Genomic DNA, 19093 nt, shown 5'->3' on the forward strand with positions numbered 1-19093 from the left:
ATGGGCGTTACGCGTCTCGCTCCATGATCCATTCAACTTCGGGGGCCGGAACAAAGCGCCACTTGCGCAGCGGTCCGGCCATAACGTTCAGATAATACATCTCGAACCCATAAGGTGCGCCGCATGGGTGATGACCGCGGGGCACGCAAACAACATCGCCATCGGAAACAGCCATAGTCTCATCTAACTGCCCATCATCGGTATAGACACGCTGAATCCCGAACCCATTCGCCGGGTTCAGACGGTGGTAGTAGGTCTCTTCCAGATAGGTGATCCGCGGAAAATCATCTTCATCGTGTCGATGGCTGGGATACGATGACCAATGCCCGTTTGGCGTAAACACTTCGGTCACCAGCAAGCTGTCAGCATAGTCCTCATTCTCCATCGCTATGTTGTTGATATAGCGCGTATTTACGCCCTTGCCGCGCTCGGTCAAAGTAATGCCTTCGGGGCCGATGCGTCGCGCAGAGTGACCACTCTTGCCCGGGGCTGTACACACTGCAATCACGCAATCCGTTTCGGCTGTGGCCGTCCATTCTGTGCCGTCCGGCAGATAAAGACAGTGCGGCGGCGTCTTCTCAAAAACGTTCATCCGATCGCCCAGAACACCCCAGTCCCGCTCAGCTCCGGCGATGCGGGCCTTGCCCTCGACCATGACCAGAATGACCTCGCGATCACCCGTTGCCTCGGCCACTGTATCGCCTGCCCGAAGGTGGTAAAGCCCAAACCCCACATAGCGCCACCCGGCACTGGCCGGAGTGATGTCATGCACTTTACCTCGACGCCCAAAGGGCTTTTTGAGTAGGTCAGCCATGTTTTCTTCTCCGTATTGGGCGAGTTTGACTAACCCGCCCTTATTGTCTCAGGCGGCTTGCCTTGATTGCAGTGCCGAGAACGTCTCGGCCAATTGTGTTTCGGTCCAGCCTTCAGACACAGCACGACGCAGAATATCGGCCTGACTTTCCGGGGCGTTGCCACCTACGGGCGGGTCCGTATCCAGATTGGTTGGGAAGGGATACCCCTCGGCTGTGGCAGCAATGGCCGCGTCCAATTCGGAAGCGACCAACGCGCCGCGCTGTTTCAACGCAACAAGCGATGGAAACACCACCTCGGACATAGACCGTCGGTCAACAACTTCCATTGCGCGGCCAAAGGCGGATGAGATTTGCAGCAGGTTCGCCATCCGGTCGATATCCGCACTGCGATTTTCACCAGCCGCATGGAACAGTGCCGGGTTGAAGAACACAGCATCCCCCTTGTCCAGCGCCAACTGGATATAGCAGTCTTCGAAATGCGCGCGGTGGCCCTCGTCATGAAACGCCAGGTAGCCCGGCGGATAGAGCTGTGAGAACGGCAGCAGTTTGGTTGGCCCGCTTTCGACCGGCATATCGCAATGGGCGACCGCCCCCTGCAACGTCAGTGATGCCGTGACCAGATGTGCATGTGCGGGGTAGCGCGCAGCACTTTCTGCGCTCTGAAATCCAAGGTGGTAATCCCTGTGCGCCTGCTGCGCTTTACCGCCTGGACGCACTTGATTGATCTGTGCCGTGACCTGATAGTTTGGCCCCAACCACGCCTCGCAGGCTGCAGCAACAGCCGTGTTCCCGAAATAGAGGGCAAAGCCCTCGGGGTCGCGCAGACATTGCTTTTGCAGGGCGTTCCAGATCCGATCATTGGCCCCGGACGCCGCAAAGTGGTCACCCTCTCCCGCGCCGCTTTGTCTTTCGTCAACTATGATCTGGCGAAAGACATCGGTTGCGCGGTCTATTACGGACGTATCGGCGAACGCACGTTTCAGAACGATCACGCCCGACGATTTGTCCAACACATGTCCCCACTCGGCCAGCAGAGCCTTGCGCTTACCTACGTTTTCCAGCGCAGGGCGCAACTCGTCCATGTCATAAACTGGAACGTTCTTTTCGATCGTGGTGGCGTACGGGACGACATCGGCTGTAAGGTTCTGCGAGGTCAACACCTTGAATTCATCCAGATCACAGGATTCCCGGTCGAAATAGCCGACAAAACCTAGCTGCTGATTTACCATGATCTTCTCCTTTTCATGGCTTCGGTGTTAACCCCGTAGGGAGATTTGTTACGACTGGACCTCCAATCCTGCCTGTCCACAGACGTCGAGAATGTGCTCGTAGCCTTTCTTGGAATATTCGTATGGCGGAGCCTTGGCCGGGTCCTGTTCGGCCTCCACAACGATCCATCCGTTGTAATCCAAGGATTTGAGCGCATTCGCCACGGCCTGAAAGTCGATACACCCGTCACCTGGTACGGTGAATGCTCCGGCGACGACCGCATCGAGAAAGCTGCGATCATTCTCCTTTACGTCCTGCACCACAGCCGGGCGGATATCTTTGAAATGCATTTGATGCACACGATCGCCCCAGCGTTTGAGGGTCGCCATCACATCGCCGCCGCCAAACAACAAGTGTCCTGTGTCAAAGCACAGGTTCACCTCCGGGCCCGAACCTTCCATCAACCAGTTCACGTCATCTTCGGTCTCGATGATGGTACCCATGTGATGGTGATAGGCCATCGGCATACCCTGGTCGGCCATCCATTTGGCAAGTTCGGTGATCTTGGCGGCATAGGCTAACACTTCGTCTTTAGATAGCTTGGACCGGTTGTTCACCGGCGTACCAGCCTGACCCTGCACGGTGTTCGAGCATTCCGCATAGACGATACACGGACTGTTCAGGGCCACGAATTGTTCAACCTGTTCCCGCACAGCCTCACGTTCCGCCTCGAAATCGTTGACCAGCGAGCTACCCGAGCACCACCCGCCACAGAGCGCGATGTCATTGCCTTCCAGATAGGCACGCAACCCTTCGGTATCGCTGGGCATCCGCTGACCACGCTCCACACCGGTGTATCCGATCTCACGCGCCTCTTTCAGCGCCTGTTCCATCGTATACGCCGCGGTCAGGTCCGGCAGGTCATCATTCTGCCAGGCGATCGGAGAAATCCCGATTTTCACGCTCATTTCGTATTTCTTTCCTTAATCGCCAGCTCATAAGCCGCGCGTTTTTCGTTCACTTCAGGACGGATGCTGACCTCAGGCACCGCCACTTCCCACCATGTACCGCCGAACTCGGTCGACGGATACGGATCGGTGTCGATGACCACCACGTAAGGCCCTTTGACTTCGCCACGTTTGGCCAGCGCGTCTTCCAGCTCGGCAATCGAAGTGACCTTGATCGAAGTCGCCCCCATCGCCGCCGCATGGGCCGCGAAATCGATAGCAGAGGGGGTCTCATGCACGGCATGATCCAGCAGATTGTTAAACTCGGCTCCACCTGTGCCCATCTGCAGACGGTTGATACAGCCAAAGCCGCGATTGTCGGTAATGACCACGGTGAACGAGATGCCCATCATCGCAGCCGAAGCCATTTCCGAGTTCGCCATCATGTAGGTGCCATCGCCGGTAAAGCAGATCACATCGCGATCCGGTTGCGCCATCTTGATGCCCATCGCACCAGCAATCTCATACCCCATGCAACTGAAACCATATTCCATGTGATAGGCACCCGGACGCGGGGCCTTCCACAGCTTGTGCAGTTCTCCGGGCATGGTGCCCGCCGCACACATGACGACAGTATCGTTGTTCGAGGCACGCTGGACCGCACCAACCACCTGCATATCGGTCGGTAACGCATTCCCATCGCCAGGGGCATCGGTCAGTTTGTCGACCTTGCCATACCAATCAGCCTTAAGCGTATCTGCCACAGGATCGGCACGGTGTCCTTGCAAAGCCGAACCCAGCTCCTCAAGCCCAACGCGCGCATCTGACTGCAGGGGCATCGCGCCGTGCTTTTCAGCATCATAGGCAGCGGTATTCAGGCAAATCATTTCGCGCTGTGGGTTCGAAAACAGACCCCACGAGCCGGTCGTGAAATCCTGCAGGCGAGAGCCAACTGCCAATACCAGATCAGCCTCAGCGCAGACCGAGTTTGCCGGTTCGCCACCGGTCACGCCCACGGGTCCAAGGTTCAGTGGATGATCCCATGCCAGGGCGGATTTGCCTGCTTGTGTCTCAGTGATCGGGATATTGTGCGTTTCCACAAAACTCTGCAACGCGTCCGTCGCGCCCGAATAGTGAACTCCGCCACCCGCCACGATAACCGGGCGCTTTGCCGCTTTGATGGCAGCGACGGCGCGGGCCAGTTCGCCTTCGTCGGGGCGAATGCGACGCTGATACCAGACGCGGGGCTCAAAGAAGCTTGCAGGATAGTCGTAGGCCTCGGCCTGAACATCCTGACAGAAGGCCAGTGTTGCCGGTCCGCAGTCGGCCGGGTCCGTCATCGTGCGGAAAGCCCTTGGCAGAGCGGTTAGCAGGTGCTCTGGCCTTGAGATGCGGTCGAAGTAACGGCTGACAGGTTTGAAACAGTCGTTCGCGCTGACCGTTCCGTCCCCAAAGCTCTCGATCTGCTGCAACACCGGATCAGGACCACGCGTCGCGAAGATGTCCCCGGGGATGATCAGCACCGGCAACCGGTTCACATGCGCCAAGGCGGCGGCTGTCACCATGTTGGTCGCGCCCGGCCCGATGGACGACGTCACCGCCATCGCGCGCGTGCGCCGCATCTGCTTCGCATACGCGATAGCACAATGCGCCATCGTCTGTTCGTTATGGCCGCGATAGGTCGGCAGGCTGTCTTTCACAGCATGCAGTGCCTCACCCAGGCCAGCCACGTTACCGTGGCCGAAAATAGCCCAGACACCTGCGATAAACGGCTCTCCGGCCTCATTCATCTGCGCGCCCAGGTAGCGAACCAGAGCTTGCGCTGCGGTCAGTCTGATAGTTTTGCCCATATTGATCCCTTTCAACACATGGCCACCCGGCCAGTCCGTTGAATACCAGTTTTCGAATGCTGGGTCTGCGCGGGACCGCGTCAGACCGTTCCGCCCAAAGACCCTTCCAGCTGGGCCAGTTCCTGACCACCTGCCATCAGGTCCTGTAGTTCTTCGGGCGAGATTTCGCCGCGTTTTGCGGTGCCCAGTGTTTGGCCACGGTTCAACACGGTAAAGCGATCGCCCACAGCCAGCGCGTGACGCACGTTGTGGCTGATGAAAACAACCCCCACACCCTGGCTGCGTACTTTGTCGATGGTCGCCAGAACGTTTGATGTCTGACGCACACCCAGTGCCGATGTCGGTTCGTCCAAAATCAGGATTTTGGCACCGAAATGCACGGCCCGTGCAATCGCAACCGTCTGACGTTCGCCCCCGGACAAAGTGCCGACGGCCTGATCTGGCCCACGCAGGTTGATGCCCATCTTGCGCATCTCTTCCATGGTGATTTCGTCGGCCAGCTTCTTATCGAAGAAGCTCATCCCAGCGACTTTGCGCGTGGGTTCGTTGCCCATGAAGAAGTTCCGGCTGACACTCATCAGCGGGATCATCGCCAAATGCTGGTGCACGGTTGCGATACCAGCTTCAATGGCATCGCGCGGGTCCTCGAAGTGCATAGGTTTGTCTTCGAAGATGATCTCACCTGCTGTCGGCTTGTGGACCCCGGACATTGTCTTGATGAAGGTCGATTTACCCGCACCATTGTCGCCTAGCAGACAGTGACACTCCCCTGGCTTCAGATCAAAGCTGACCCCAGCCAAAGCAATTACGGAACCGAAGTGCTTTTGGATGTCGATCATCTGGATGATCGGCTTTTTGTCCTGTGCATCACCGTGGTGGAATTTTGAATCTTCGGTCATCTCAGCGTTCTCCTGTGATGATGCGACGAATGTAGGTGTTCAGGATCACGGCACCCAGCAGGATCACACCCAGGAACACCCGGAACAGAGAGCTTTCGACCCCGGCAAAGAACAGCCCCTGCTGCACCACGCCAAAGATCAGCGCCCCAAGGGCCGCACCCAAAACCGAGCCGTATCCGCCGGTCAACAGCGCGCCGCCAATCACCACGGCGATGATGGCCTCGAATTCCTTCAGCAACCCGCGATCCGCACCGGCGGAACCGAATTCCATCACCTGACAGGTCGCAAAAACCGTCGCGCAGAAGGCGGTGAACATGAACATCAGAACTTTGACTCTGTTCACCGGAACGCCCGAGTTTCGCGCGGCCTCAGCGTCACCGCCAGAGGCGAAGATCCAGTTGCCAAACTTTGTTTTGGTCAGAAGCACATGGCCGAAGATGATAAGCGCGATGGCCCAAATAATCAGCATGGGGATACCGTCAACCACCGGCTGACCCTCGCGCGTGCCGCGTTCAAAAGTTCCGATTAGGTCATTATCACCCAACCAGACGAAAAAGCCCTGCCCTATCTTGCCGCCAAACACCGATGCCAGCCAATCGCCCTCGGCTACATCCCGAATGCCGCCAATGATTGTTTTCCGCTCGATTGTTTGCGGCAGAAAAATGGTAAAACCACGCAGAATAAACAGGAAGGCCAGTGTCACGATAAAGCTGGGCAATCCGGTGCGCACGACGATAAAGCCGTTCAGCGCCCCAATTGAGACGCAAAGTACAAAGGTCACCATGATGGCAATCCAGACCGGCCAGCTAAGAGTAACCGAGAAAATCGCGATCATCATGCCTGCGAACCCGATCATGGAGCCGACGGAAAGGTCAAACTCCCCCGCGATCATAAGCAAACAGGCACCAACTGCGATAATCATGAACTGCGCGGAAACCACGGACCAGTTCATCACGCCCTGGCTGGTGAACATGCCGCTGTCAAAAGCGAACAGCAGGAAAAACGTGAATACCGCGACTGTGCCAACCATTCCGCCCAATTCGGGGCGTATCAGGGCCTGGCGTAGAGGTGATATCTCTTTTACCCGCTCGTCACCACCGACTGCGGATTGCGCTGACTCAGCCATTGTTGCCTCCTTGGCGCGTTCGTCTGAATGCTTACATCAGGTGGTGCGGACACACGTCATGCGTCCGCACCGTCTTGAAGATCAGCGGTATTCGCCCGCGAACTCTTCGATCTTTTCCAACCCGTCAGCGGTCACAAAACCGGGGCCAGAGTTGATGTTGTTGCCCGGCAGAACGCCGTAACGGTGGTAGTTTGTCATCACGACAACTGGCAGGTAGGCCTGCAGGAAAGGCTGTTGGTCGATGCCCCACTGGATCACGCCGCTTTTGATGCCTTTGACGATTTCGCCACCCAGATCGAAGGTGCCGAAGTAGATGTCACCGGCCATGCCATTTTCTTCCAGTGCCAGAATGGTCGGGTCAGCCGAAGTCGGGCCAAGTGTCAAAACGGCGTCAGTGTCGGGGTTTGCCGACAGGTATGCCAGAACGCGGTTCTTGATCTCGGCCGGATCTTGTCCTGCGTCGATCATCTGCTCGCCCAGTTCGATGCCCAGACCGTCTGCAAAGCCCTGACAGCGTTCTTGGCTGGATGGCTGCACGATGTAGTGGTTCACGCACAGGAACGAGCTGATGCCATCGCCTTTGGCGCGCTGGCCAGCAGCCAATCCAGCGTCATATTCCGGCTGTCCGACATACATCAGCGCACCAACTTCGCGCGCCTTTTCCGGCGTGCCGGTGTTCATGATGATGACGTCGATACCGGAATCCACGGCGGCTTTGATCGGACCTTCCAGAATGTCCGGGTCGGCAAGCGTGGTGATGATACCATTGGGTCCCGAAGCGGCGGCTTGATCGATAATCCGCGCCATGTCGGCAAGGTCACCGGTGGGCGGGTTGCGATATTCAACCTCAACACCCATCTGATCGCCCGCCAGGGCAATACCGTTCTTGATGGTGTTCCACCAGCTGTCACTGTCCGGAGCATGGCTGACCAGAATATATTTCTCGCCTTCCGCCGCAACGCCTGTGGCGCCGGCAAATGCGACTGCGCTGGCCATCAGCACACCTTTTACGATTTTTTTCATTTCCATTCCTCCCAATAGAAAATTCAATCTTGGTGCCGGGTCCGCCCGGCCATTCGGCTAAACCGAATCTCGTCTGCTCCGATCGGTGATCGGGCTTCCTTCAGTTTCCGGATATCCGATCATTTTGCAACCGGTTTCAAAAAACTTCCTCCATCGCAACGGGCCTTTCGGACTGCGCCGAGCGCGTTGCGGCTTCGGCCATAGCCAACGCCGCGACACCATCCTCAAGTGTTACCGGCACGTCCAAGCCGGACTGAACGGCGCGCGTAAACGCATCCCATTCGGCGCGGTAAGCGGCCATGTAGCGTTCAAGAAAGAAGTATGTTGGCTTCGCTCCGGTCACGCCTTCAGCCGTTGATTTAACAATTGAGTTCTCAAGGACATTATGCGCCTGCAAAAGGCCCTTTGAGCCTAGCAGTTCGACCCGTTGATCATACCCGTATGCTGCCCGCCGCGAGTTCTTGATAACAGCGAGGCTTCCATCCAGGTAAGTCATTGTTACCACAGCCGTATCCACGTCACCGGCCTGCCCTATTTCCGGATCGACGACCGAGGTTCCCACGGCTGAAATGGTGACAGGAATTTGTCCCGTCAGGTAGTTGGCCATATCAAAATCATGGATCATCATGTCCCGGAACAACCCGCCTGATACCTTGACATAACTTACCGGAGGCGGCGCCGGATCAAACGACGTAATGGACAATAGTTCAGCTTTACCGACCTCGCCCGCATCATAGGCGGCTTTCAGCGTCTGGAAATTTGGGTCGAAGCGACGGTTGAAGCCAAGCATGACCGGTTGACCAGTCGCGCCCGCGGCTTTTTGGCAAATTTTTGCTCGCTCAAGGTTCAGATCGACGGGTTTTTCGCACAGGACCGCTTTGCCGGCCTGCGTTGCCGCTTCGATCAGATCGGAATGCGTATCGGTAGGCGTTGCGATCAGAACCGCATCAATGGTGGAATCACCGATAATCTCCTCAGAGCTTTGCACCCTGGCTCCGTACTCAGCAGCCAATCCTACAGCGGCATCATTCACCGCGTCTGAAATAGCTGTCAATTCGGTTTTGGGGTGTGCCGAAATCGCTTCCGCATGCACGCGACCAATACGTCCGGCCCCCAGCAATCCGATCTTCAACATACGGTCCCCCGAATCAATTCTCAGGTGACACAATCAATATTTTTGCAACCGGTTGCAACATTTAATTTCGACCGCCCTATTCTGCCTTGAAAGGCTCAAGGCTGTCTCGGAACTGTTCGATGAATTCCAGAGTCACCAGTGAAGGTTGCTTCAAAATTGGTCGAACAAGAGAAAGAGTATGCGGCAGAAATGGCTTGAACGGTCGATAGCTTAACCCGTGGGCTGCGTATTGGACGGCGTCCAGTTCGCTCACGACGGAAACGCCAACGCCTTTCACGGCCAATTCACATGCCGCCGTGAACTGCCTGACTTCAATATGGGAATTCAATTCCACATTGGCACTTTGAAACGCTTTTGAGAGCCGTCCAAAAAAGTCGCTGTCGCGTCGCGTGTGGATAATTTTGCTATTCACGAGGTCCGCCGGAGTAACCTCGGTGAGGTTTTCCAATTCACTTCCGGTGGGGAACACACAAACCGTCCGGACCTCGATATCCCAGCTTTCGACGGCGGGGTGACCGTTAAAGCTGTCTGTGATCCCGAAATCATACTGCTCGCCGATCATCCATTCGAGAATGCGCTCGGGTCTGTCAGGTTCGATCGTCAGGGTTACGCCGGGCCGATCTTTCAAGAATCTGGCGACAACGTCGGGCAAATGGCTGGTGGCAAATCCGGGCAAGCATGCAACACGGATGTGCCCTGCTTTACGCTGTGTGATGTCCTGGCTGACGTCAGAAATTTGCCTCATCAGTTCTAGAACGCGCTCGACGCTGGGCAAAAGATACCGCACTTCCTGCGTCGGCACCAACCGGCCTTCGCGGCGATCGAAAAGCTGAAACCCAAGTGACTTTTCAAGATCCGAAAGCAACCTGCTGACGGCTGGCTGGCTCACCCCCAGGTCAGCCGCTGCCGCCGTGACAGAGCCGTTGGTGGTGACAGCCATAAGGGCTTCTAACTGCCGAACCCTAAGAATTTGACTCATTACCGATCCCAATCTGCCGCCCTCGCCTCATAACACTATGTTATTTTTTTATCCAGTAAATTGGGCTTGAATTATATTTCTGTAACGTTAACGTCGTGAAATCGTCATGTGTGCCGTTTACCCGTTGCGGTCGGTATTCAACGAAGCATCGAACCTGATGCATGGGAGGAATCATGAAAAAGAATTTTCTCGGCGCTCTCGCCGTAACAACTGCATTGTCTCCAGTGGCGGCAATGGCACAAACCGAGGTCCAGTTCTGGCACGCCTTTACCGGCCGCCTTGGTGAGCTTGTCAAAGCCCAAGTGGAAGAATTCAACGCCAGTCAGGACGAGTATGTTGTGGTTGAAAGCCACAAGGGCAACTACTCGGAAACCCTGAACGCGGGGATCGCTGCCTTCCGCGCCGGTGAGCAGCCGCAAATCCTGATGGTATTCGAGGTCGGCACGGCAACGATGATGTCAGCCGAAGGTGCGATCCGGCCCGTCTACGAAGTGATGGCTGAAAGTGGCGCGTCTTTTGATCCCGACGCGTATATCGGTGCCGTCAAAGGATACTATACAACCACTGACGGGGACATGCTTTCGCTGCCCTTCAACTCATCCACGCCAGTTCTTTGGGTCAACCGAGACGCGTTCGAAGCGGCGGGCGTTGATCCAGACACGGATCTGTCCACGTGGGAAAAGGTTGGAGGCGTACTTGAACAGCTCAAGGCCGGGGGCGAAGACTGCCCGCTGGTCACCGCATGGCAAAGCTGGATCCATCTTGAAAACATGTCGGCCTATCACGACGTTCCGTTCGCGTCTCAGGACAACGGGTTTGCCGGTCTGGATACCGAGCTGATGCTGAACGGTCCAGCGCAGGTGGCACACCTGACCGCGATGGGTGACTGGGCCAAGGATGGCAAGTTCATCTACACCGGTCGCAGAAACGAAGGCGGGGCGAACTTCCGGTCAGGCGAATGCGCATTGTTCACTGAAAGTTCGGCAGGTTACGCGGGCATCAAGGCAGAGGCCGAATTCGACTTTGACGTCCGCCCGCTGCCCTACTGGGAAGCCGTCACAAGTGAGCCGCAGAACACCATAATCGGTGGCGCATCCCTTTGGGTAATGGAAGGTCATGACCCTGAGGAGTACAAGGGCGTCGGAGAGTTCCTGAGCTTCCTGTCATCGTCCGACGTGCAATCGGCCTGGCATCAGAACACCGGCTACCTTCCGATCACGGCCGAAGCGGGTGATGCGACACGTGCGGCAGGTTTTTATGACGAAAACCCCGGCACCGACATCGCTGTGATCCAGATGACCGCGAAAGAGCCGACCGCGAATTCCAAAGGTCTGCGTCTGGGGTCATTCGACCAGATCCGCGGTATCATCGACGAAGAGCTTGAGGCCGTCTGGGCCGGTGAGAAAACTGCTCAGGAAGCGATGGATAGCGCGAAGGAACGTGGTGACGCGCTGCTGCGCCGCTTCGAATCCGCCAATCAATAAGTCATAACTTCATGCGGGCCCTTCTCGGGCCCGCATAGTCATTCTCCAGTGGACTTTCAGGATGGAAAAACGCGTCACCTTTCGCGGCTGGCTATTGCCATTGGCGCTGATCGCCCCACAGGTCATCATTTCCGCCGTCTTCTTCTTTTATCCCGCCGGTCAGGCGGTGTGGCAGTCCCTGTTCATTCCCGACCCGTTCGGTCTGTCGTCGCAGTTTGTGGGGCTTGGCAACTTTGAGTTCCTGCTGAGCGACAAGTATTATCGCGCATCTTTCGTCACAACCGCCGTGTTTTCGACGCTTGTGACGCTCTGTTCAATGATTCCGGCGCTATTTCTGGCAGTTATCGCGGACAGGCTCATTAAAGGTTCGGGTGTTTATCGCACATTGCTGATCTGGCCCTATGCCGTGGCCCCCGCTGTGGCCGGTGTACTTTGGCTGTTCATGTTTAACACACGCGTTGGCGTGGTGGCGTGGTATCTCAGCCAGCTTGGCTATGACTGGAACCATGTCCTGAACGACACTGAAGCTATGGGGTTGGTTGTTGTCGCCTCGGCTTGGGGCCGCATCAGCTATAACTTCCTGTTTTTCTTTGCAGCGCTGCAATCCGTTCCCCGCTCGGTCATCGAAGCGGCGGCGATTGACGGCGCGCATTTCTGGCGCCGGTTCTTCACGATTGTGCTGCCGCTGCTGTCTCCGACTGCATTCTTCCTGCTGGTGGTGAATGTTGTCTATGCCTTCTTTGAGACCTTCGGGGTGATCCACACTATCACTGGCGGCGGCCCGCAACAGGCGACGACGATCCTAGTCTACAAGGTCTTCTCAGATGGGTTTGTTGGGCAGGATCTTGGGTCATCATCGGCACAATCTGTCATCTTGTTGATTGTTGTCGGCCTGCTGACCGTCATTCAGTTCAAATACGTGGAAAAGAGGGTGCATTACTGATGGCAGCCCAACAACACGGAATGGTCGAAAAACGCGGCGTAGGCATCTGGTTTACCCATGCATTCATGATCCTAGGCGTTTTGATCATCTTTTTCCCGATCTGGCTGGCCTTTGTGGCTTCGACCGTGACCCAGGCAGACATCGTCTCGCCACCAATGCCCGTGGTACCGGGTGATCAGTTCTGGGTGAACTACAAAGCGGCGCTGTTCTCAGGGGTAAACGTGCCCGTTGCGACGATGCTGTTCAACAGCCTGGTGATGGCAATTGGCATTGCGGTGGGCAAAATCATCATCTCGCTGCTGTCCGCTTTTGCGATTGTCTACTTCAAGTTTCCAGGCCGCACGACGTTTTTCTGGCTGATCTTCCTGACCCTGATGCTGCCGGTCGAGGTGCGCATCGTTCCAACCTTCGAGGTTGTGGCCGGGTTTGGCATGCTCAACAGTTACTACGGTCTGATCTTTCCCCTGATTGCCTCCGCCACGGCAACGTTTCTATTCCGTCAGTTCTTCCTGACCATCCCTGATGAACTGGCCGAAGCCGCCCGCGTGGATGGCGCGCGACCGATGCGGTTCTTCATCGACATTGTAGTGCCCATGAGTCGAACCAATATCGCGGCGCTGTTTGTGATCCTGTTTATCTACGGCTGGAACCAATACCTCTGGCCGCTGCTGATTACCACTGATCCAGAAATGAACACCATCGTGATGGGTATCAAACAGATGTTCCCATCGGGTGACGATTTTGCGCATTGGCCCACAATCATGGCGACCTCAATTCTGGCGATGATCCCGCCAGTCATCGTGGTGGTGTCGATGCAAAAGCTCTTTGTCCGCGGCCTTGTCGATAGCGAGAAATAAGAAATGGCAACAGTAACCCTAGAGAACGTCAAAAAGAGTTTTGGCCCGACGGATGTGATCCACGGTATTGATGTCAATATCGCAGACGGAGAGTTCATCGTGATCGTCGGCCCCTCGGGCTGCGGTAAATCCACGCTACTGCGAATGGTGGCAGGGCTGGAAACGGTTACGTCCGGGGAAATCCGGATCGGCGAGGAACGGGCCAACGACAAAGAGCCTATGGATCGGGACATCGCGATGGTGTTCCAGAACTATGCGCTCTACCCGCATATGTCCGTGCGTCAGAACATGGGTTACGGCCTGAAGATTGCCGGACTTCCCAAAGATCAGATCGATCAAAAGGTGACAGACGCGGCCAAGCTATTGCAGTTGGAACCTTTGCTGGATCGTAAGCCCAGACAACTGTCGGGCGGTCAACGCCAAAGAGTGGCCATGGGCCGTGCCATTGTCCGCGAACCAGCAGTCTTCCTGTTTGATGAGCCGCTCTCGAACCTTGATGCCAAACTGCGTGTTCAGATGCGTCTGGAAATCCGTGAGCTCCAGGAAAAGCTTGGAGTCACCTCCCTGTACGTTACGCACGACCAGGTCGAGGCCATGACAATGGCGGACAGGATGATCGTGATGAATGGCGGTATCGCCGAGCAGATTGGAACGCCACTGGAAGTTTACGAAACACCCAGAACTCTGTTCGCAGCGCAGTTTATTGGCAGCCCTGCGATGAATGTGTTTGATGCCCGACGTGAAAACGGGATGATCAAGATCGGAGAAATTGAGATCGGTGCATCCCAGGGGCCTGATATCGAGGTAAAATTGGGCATACGGCCAGAGCATCTGTTGTTGGATGAAAACGGTCCGCTGGAAGCTACGATTCAGATTGCGGAACCGTTGGGGGCAAACACACTATTGCATGGCCAACTCATAGGCTCTGGCAGCGCGATTACGATAAGCCTTCCGGGTGTTCACCCAATCGAAGGCCAGCATCCGAACATGCGGTTTTCGGTCGCCTCAGAGAATATGCACCTGTTTGACCATTCCACCGGTGAAAGGCTGCAAGGCTGATGACGTTTCCACAGGTTGAAGCCTTTCGGGGCGGTGAAAACCTGATCCGGGTTGTGGGTCATCGCGGCGCACGCGGCGTTCTGCCTGAAAACAGCATGATCGGCTTTGACTTTTCGCTGTCCATCGGCGTCCCGCTCCTGGAATTTGACGTCGTGCTTACGGCAGATGACGTTCCGGTCATAACCCACAACCACCGACTGCACGCACCGACATTTCGTGACGCCAATGGTCGATTTTTGGTGGGAGAAGAGCCAAAGGTTTCCTCGTTGACCGTCGAACAGATTCAGCAATTCGACATCGGGCGGTTGGACGGGCATTCGGCTTATGGTCGTCGCTTTCCAGACCAGGCCCAAATGGATGGTGTTCGTGTTCCAACGCTGATGAACCTGCTGGAATTGGTCGATGACCCAAAATACAGCGATGCCTGTCTGATGCTCGAACTAAAGTCAGATCCCGATCTGGCCCATGATACGCCCTACAGAGAGAATTTTGTCGGGCGGGTTCTTCAAGACGTTCGCGCCAAGAAATTGTCGTCGCGTGCGGTTCTGCACAGTTTTGACTGGACTCTATTGGAAGAATGTCAGCGACAGGCCCCCGATATGCCGTCTTCGTACCTGACGCAGCTTCCAGAGAACGCAGCCGATGTGGGCGAGGACTCATCAAAAACAGTTTGTCCGGACTTTCGTGGCCGTCGCGATGAAATTCCAAAGTTGGTCAAGGAAGCGGGTGGTGGGCTTTGGTGCCCGTACTTTGCAGATGTGACCGCAGAAAATGTTGATCATGCAAAATCGTTGGGCCTGTGTGTTGCAGTGTGGACCGTCAATGAACCCGACGACATAGACAGGATGATCAATCTTGGTGTGGATTCAATCGTGTCGGATTATCCCGGACGAGTTCAAAGACATCTTTCGGATTTCGGCATCAGTTGGAATGCCGCGCTATAGGACAGCCAGACATTGCATGAATTCAAACGGCACCGTCCTGTCCCGACATAAAAAACGGGCGTCCAATCCTCTCCCTAGACCTCACGCCATAGGAAAGATCAGGTCGAATTCGATTTGCGGTGCCGGCCAATCCAAAGGCCCCATTTCGGATCCGAATATGTCCGCCGCTGCTGATCCGCCCGAGCAAAAAGCTCTTTCACAACAGACGCATATTCCGGATCATCTGCCACGTTCACACGTTCATCAGGGTCATTCGCCAAATCATAGAGCGTATGTCCAAACCCATAATAGGTGGGCTGAATGCGGCGCATGAAGTTCCATCGGCGGGTTCGGATCGAGCGAGTTTCCTCCTGCTCCATGAAAATCTCATCGGCCCAATCGGCCGTATCCTGTTCAAGCAGAGGTCGCATCGTACGCGCGCGGCTTTCCCTCGCCCCAATAGTCTAGCGCCTGTCAAATAAAGCATCGTGGCAGTAATGTCCGTTTCCCCAACCAGATGATCGCAAACCTGTCCTCGGCGCGGCGCGTACGATGATTTGATGATCATCGGGATGTGGTTGGCCTCGCAATGCGTATGTGACGGCCAGCTAACTTCGCCATGACCCCAAAAGCCATGCTCACCCAACGCCATGCTATGATCGGACGTATAGATCACCAGCGTATCGTCGGTGAGGCTATGCGCCTCAGACGGACCTGTTCGGGTGCCTGTGACGTACAGCAAAGAAGATTTCAAACCGGAGATCTAAAGGGATAGCTCATTTGCGCACATGGCCCGCAAAGGTCAGCTCAAATGCTTCTCAACGGATCCGTCATTGTCCTGAACGCGACCGCATCTGGTGGTGGGCGGCAATGCGGCGGGATACATCTGTCGGATTGCCACAGGGATCAATTGCGCCAACTCTTGCGAAGTAACCACGATCCACATCCGCAAGCGTATCGCAAAACACCCGTGTCGATGAGGGCCGTTCAGCAAACTCCAACACCTGTTCGATACGTCCAAGCAGATTTTTCCGGTCCGTCGCAGGTTCGGCCGGGTTCGCGGCACCGCATTTGAAATGTACGGAGGCCTGCAGACCGCGTGCCGATGTGACCGCATTGATCTCGGCCAAGCCCGACGGCACATCCTGATCAGAACCAAGCCGGAAAACAGCCCCCGATATCCCCTTGTCCCGATGGGCGGCCAATGTGTCCAACATACCGGTATCAGATGCGGAAAAACCGTGGTTGATCACATGGTAGTACACTGATCCAGCTGCCAGATCATCTTTGGACCTCATCCGGGACAGATGAATCGGCAGCCCAGTGAACGCCTGCGCAACCGAAATTGCAGGTAGACAGTCTTCATACTTATCCCAATCGATGGTGATCTCCCAACCCGTAAGGACTCCGTACAACGATTTGGCCAACCCAACATCGGCCTCCGTCGGGGCACCAAAGCTGAACAAGGTCGGGCGGATACCCAAACCATGCAGCGCCCGCAGCCTGTCGACGCGATCGGGGCGTCGGATGTCGGACATGGGTACTCTGATATCGCGGACACCCATCTCAATCAGGGCCAGCAGCGGATAGTCATTTCGGGCCAGTTTGCGGTCAAACTCATCCAATCCGCCGGACGGGGCGATTTCGCTGATTTCAGCCCAGTTGGCCCGCAGGTCGAAACCGATGGATGGACGCATGTTTTCCAATGGGGTTGGCCCTGCCGGACATGCCAGTGCAGCCTCTTGTTCGGCCCCCTGCTCTGCCCCCTGCGTTCTGACGATCTGAACCGTATGCCCATTTTCGTAGATATTAACGACAAAGTAGCCAAGCTTTCCCCGGTCATCCCGACCATACTCGGTACCTTCCGGCGGCGCAGCGCGCAGCATTTCACTGTAGTCCTGCCGCACAAAACTGGTTGCGGGGGCAAGGTAATAGTCAGTCCCCAACACGCGGTCATACCAGAAGTTATGTGCATGACCGCAGAACATCAGATCCACTTTGTGCGTCTTGAGCAATCCAAGCAGCCACTCTCGGCCCGGAGGATCTGTGTTGTCGTAATGCGGAGCCTCATCTGGCGTGCAGATATAGGCCGGGTGATGATAGGCTAAGACAATGCGCCCCGTTGTCTGTTTCAAAGTGGTCTCAACCCATTGGCGTTGCTCTGCTTCCTCGGGCAGGCCCGAATTGAGCAGTTGGGCATTGAACATCACAAATGTGATGCCCTTATGTACAATGCTTTGGTATTGCGGCCCGAACTCCTGCGTCCAGGCCGCGATCATCGGCGGCGTGGTCGGGGCGGCAGGGGCACCCGATACGGGTGTATCCCCGATATCGTGGTTTCCCGGTGTGAAATAAATCGGCACCGAAAGGTCCGAGGCTATCCTGCGAAATGCGTCGGCGGCCTGACTGTATATCGGTCCGGATTCGGGAACGGGGTGCACCAGATCACCCAGATGCAGAACAAAGTCGATGTCACGTTGGTTGAGGTCGGACACCACGTGCCGGAACCTGCGATTTGCGCGCGCGTTTACAGGGAAGGGTGAATTGCAGCTGTCTTCATCGACATTGACATGTGTATCAGAGATCACGGCGAACGAAAAAACCCGCTCGCCATGATGTGTTTTTTGTGGAATGGCCATCACTCAGCCGCCTGTGGTCAAGACTGACGCCTTACCAGTGCGTGCCGCCTCGATCCGACTGCGGATCAGAACAAACACCGACAGTGCAGTCAGCCCCCAGAAGACAATACAGATCGCATTACGGAAGAAGATCGTCGGATCACCATCAGAGATCAAAAGCGATTGTCGGAAGTTGTCTTCAAGCAACGGCCCCAACACAAAGGCAATAAGGAAGGGCGCCACTGGAACATCCAGCTTAAGCATCAGATACCCGACCAGCCCCATCGACAACATGATGAAAACATCAAACAATGTGTTGTTCACCGCATAGGCGCCGTAGACACACAATACGAAAACGATGGGGTACAGGATTCTGTTCGGCACCGTAGCGACCCGGCTGAAGAACTTGATCGCCACCTTGCCGACCACAAACAGGTAGGCCGAGCTGAGCAGGATGCCCATGAACAAGGCGTAAATCATCGGCAGGTTCTGGTCGAACATCAGCGGACCAGGGCGCAAGCCGTGGATCATGAACGCACCCAGAACAACCGCCGTAATCACATCGCCCGGAACACCTAGCGCAAGCAACGGGATCATGGTTGCACCGGCAACCCCGTTGTTGCCCGCCTCAGCGGCGGCAATGCCCTCGATTTCGCCCTTACCGAAGTTTTCCGGGTTCTTCGAGTTCCGGCGCGCCTCGGAATAGGACAGGAACGCTGCTGGCGCACCCCCGATCCCGGGAATTGCGCCCAGGATGACACCAAAGATACTGCCGCGCACAACGGATTTCAGCACACGCTTGAACTCGGCAAAGGTCGCGCCGGTGCCCAATTCCTGCTTGGACGCTCCGGGCGGACGCGCACGTCGCGTCGCGCGGTCGATGATTTCGGGCAAGGCAAAAAGACCGATCAGAACCGGAATAAAGCTCAGGCCGCTCATCAGACGATAATCGCCAAAGACGAAACGTTCCGTGCCGTAGATTAAATCCAGACCGACAGTCGCCAAGATCAGGCCAAGCGACGCGGATACGATGCCTTTTGACAGGCTGGGACCTGATACACCGGCGATGATTGTCAGAGAAAAGACAATCAGCGTGAAGAATTCTGGCGGACCAAACCGCAGCGCGAAGCTGGCCAGAACGCCAGCAAACTGTCTGACGTCAGCGCCCATGGGACAGTTTAGGTCGATTTGATAAGAGAGGGTTTCTGGCTCATCGTAACTGCCAA

At 56.0% G+C, this 19093-nt stretch carries 17 protein-coding genes and 1 pseudogene; 5 read left to right on the forward strand and 13 right to left on the reverse strand.

Translation table 11 applies throughout. The features are described 5' to 3' along the window. Window positions 1–7: 7 nt before the first annotated feature. The 9 genes from iolB to AC2FI8_RS17690 form a co-directional block, all read right to left on the reverse strand. On the reverse strand, window positions 8–814 hold the full coding sequence (iolB, locus tag AC2FI8_RS17650; protein ID WP_496780411.1) for a 5-deoxy-glucuronate isomerase: 807 nt from the start codon (window positions 812–814) through the stop codon (window positions 8–10). Window positions 815–862: 48 nt separating this feature from the next. Continuing rightward, window positions 863–2044 carry a phytanoyl-CoA dioxygenase family protein gene (locus tag AC2FI8_RS17655; RefSeq protein WP_496780413.1) on the reverse strand — a complete coding sequence of 394 codons (1182 nt, stop codon included), beginning with the start codon at window positions 2042–2044 and terminating at the stop codon, window positions 863–865. 48 nt (window positions 2045–2092) lie between these two features. Continuing rightward, the gene (iolE, locus tag AC2FI8_RS17660; RefSeq protein ID WP_496780415.1) at window positions 2093–2992 is read right to left on the reverse strand and encodes a myo-inosose-2 dehydratase; all 900 of its coding nucleotides are present in this window, start codon (window positions 2990–2992) and stop codon (window positions 2093–2095) included. Further along, window positions 2989–4821 carry a 3D-(3,5/4)-trihydroxycyclohexane-1,2-dione acylhydrolase (decyclizing) gene (iolD, locus tag AC2FI8_RS17665; RefSeq protein WP_496780417.1) on the reverse strand — a complete coding sequence of 611 codons (1833 nt, stop codon included), beginning with the start codon at window positions 4819–4821 and terminating at the stop codon, window positions 2989–2991. The genes iolE and iolD overlap by 4 nt, the downstream gene beginning before the upstream one ends. Before the next feature lie 80 nt (window positions 4822–4901). Continuing rightward, on the reverse strand, window positions 4902–5720 hold the full coding sequence (locus AC2FI8_RS17670) for an ATP-binding cassette domain-containing protein (RefSeq protein ID WP_496769223.1): 819 nt from the start codon (window positions 5718–5720) through the stop codon (window positions 4902–4904). A gap of 1 nt (window position 5721) precedes the next feature. After that, on the reverse strand, window positions 5722–6846 hold the full coding sequence (locus AC2FI8_RS17675; protein WP_058274556.1) for an ABC transporter permease: 1125 nt from the start codon (window positions 6844–6846) through the stop codon (window positions 5722–5724). Window positions 6847–6927: 81 nt separating this feature from the next. Beyond that, a complete protein-coding gene (locus AC2FI8_RS17680; protein ID WP_058277254.1) occupies window positions 6928–7869 on the reverse strand; it encodes a sugar ABC transporter substrate-binding protein in 942 nt (313 codons plus the stop codon). Window positions 7870–8005: 136 nt separating this feature from the next. Next, window positions 8006–9004 carry an inositol 2-dehydrogenase gene (gene iolG, locus AC2FI8_RS17685; RefSeq protein WP_496769220.1) on the reverse strand — a complete coding sequence of 333 codons (999 nt, stop codon included), beginning with the start codon at window positions 9002–9004 and terminating at the stop codon, window positions 8006–8008. Between the two features lie 76 nt (window positions 9005–9080). After that, window positions 9081–9983, reverse strand: a complete 903-nt coding sequence (locus tag AC2FI8_RS17690) for a LysR substrate-binding domain-containing protein (protein WP_496769218.1) — start codon at window positions 9981–9983, stop codon at window positions 9081–9083. Between the two features lie 173 nt (window positions 9984–10156). Here AC2FI8_RS17690 and ugpB point away from each other — a divergent pair, with 173 nt between their 5' ends. The 5 genes from ugpB to AC2FI8_RS17715 all read left to right on the forward strand — a co-directional run bounded on the left by ugpB (window position 10157) and on the right by AC2FI8_RS17715 (window position 15270). Beyond that, window positions 10157–11467, forward strand: a complete 1311-nt coding sequence (ugpB, locus tag AC2FI8_RS17695; RefSeq protein ID WP_496780419.1) for a sn-glycerol-3-phosphate ABC transporter substrate-binding protein UgpB — start codon at window positions 10157–10159, stop codon at window positions 11465–11467. A gap of 61 nt (window positions 11468–11528) precedes the next feature. After that, window positions 11529–12410 carry a sn-glycerol-3-phosphate ABC transporter permease UgpA gene (ugpA, locus tag AC2FI8_RS17700; protein ID WP_058274560.1) on the forward strand — a complete coding sequence of 294 codons (882 nt, stop codon included), beginning with the start codon at window positions 11529–11531 and terminating at the stop codon, window positions 12408–12410. Between the two features lie 20 nt (window positions 12411–12430). Further along, window positions 12431–13267 (forward strand): sn-glycerol-3-phosphate ABC transporter permease UgpE, encoded by an 837-nt coding sequence (gene ugpE / locus AC2FI8_RS17705; protein WP_058274572.1) that lies wholly within the window; start codon window positions 12431–12433, stop codon window positions 13265–13267. A 3-nt stretch (window positions 13268–13270) separates the two neighbouring features. Next, window positions 13271–14326, forward strand: a complete 1056-nt coding sequence (gene ugpC / locus AC2FI8_RS17710) for a sn-glycerol-3-phosphate ABC transporter ATP-binding protein UgpC (RefSeq protein ID WP_496780421.1) — start codon at window positions 13271–13273, stop codon at window positions 14324–14326. Further along, window positions 14326–15270, forward strand: coding sequence for a glycerophosphodiester phosphodiesterase family protein (locus AC2FI8_RS17715; protein ID WP_496780423.1), 945 nt, complete (start codon window positions 14326–14328; stop codon window positions 15268–15270). Before ugpC ends, AC2FI8_RS17715 begins: the two co-directional genes overlap by 1 nt. A 98-nt stretch (window positions 15271–15368) precedes the next feature. Here the strand turns inward: AC2FI8_RS17715 and AC2FI8_RS17720 are convergent, their stop codons facing one another. The 4 genes and pseudogenes from AC2FI8_RS17720 to AC2FI8_RS17735 form a co-directional block, all read right to left on the reverse strand. Next, window positions 15369–15680: a hypothetical protein gene (locus AC2FI8_RS17720; RefSeq protein WP_496780431.1), complete on the reverse strand. Its 312-nt coding sequence runs from the start codon at window positions 15678–15680 to the stop codon at window positions 15369–15371. Between the two features lie 50 nt (window positions 15681–15730). Then, window positions 15731–16003 (reverse strand): annotated as a pseudogene (locus AC2FI8_RS17725) (sulfatase-like hydrolase/transferase); the annotation flags it as partial. 76 nt (window positions 16004–16079) lie between these two features. After that, window positions 16080–17888, reverse strand: a complete 1809-nt coding sequence (locus AC2FI8_RS17730; RefSeq protein WP_496780425.1) for a metallophosphoesterase family protein — start codon at window positions 17886–17888, stop codon at window positions 16080–16082. Between the two features lie 3 nt (window positions 17889–17891). Next, window positions 17892–19093 (reverse strand): tripartite tricarboxylate transporter permease (locus AC2FI8_RS17735; protein ID WP_496780427.1); only part of this gene is annotated, 1202 nt, incomplete at its 5' end.

Source organism: Ruegeria sp. CDSB029 (assembly GCF_059611125.1).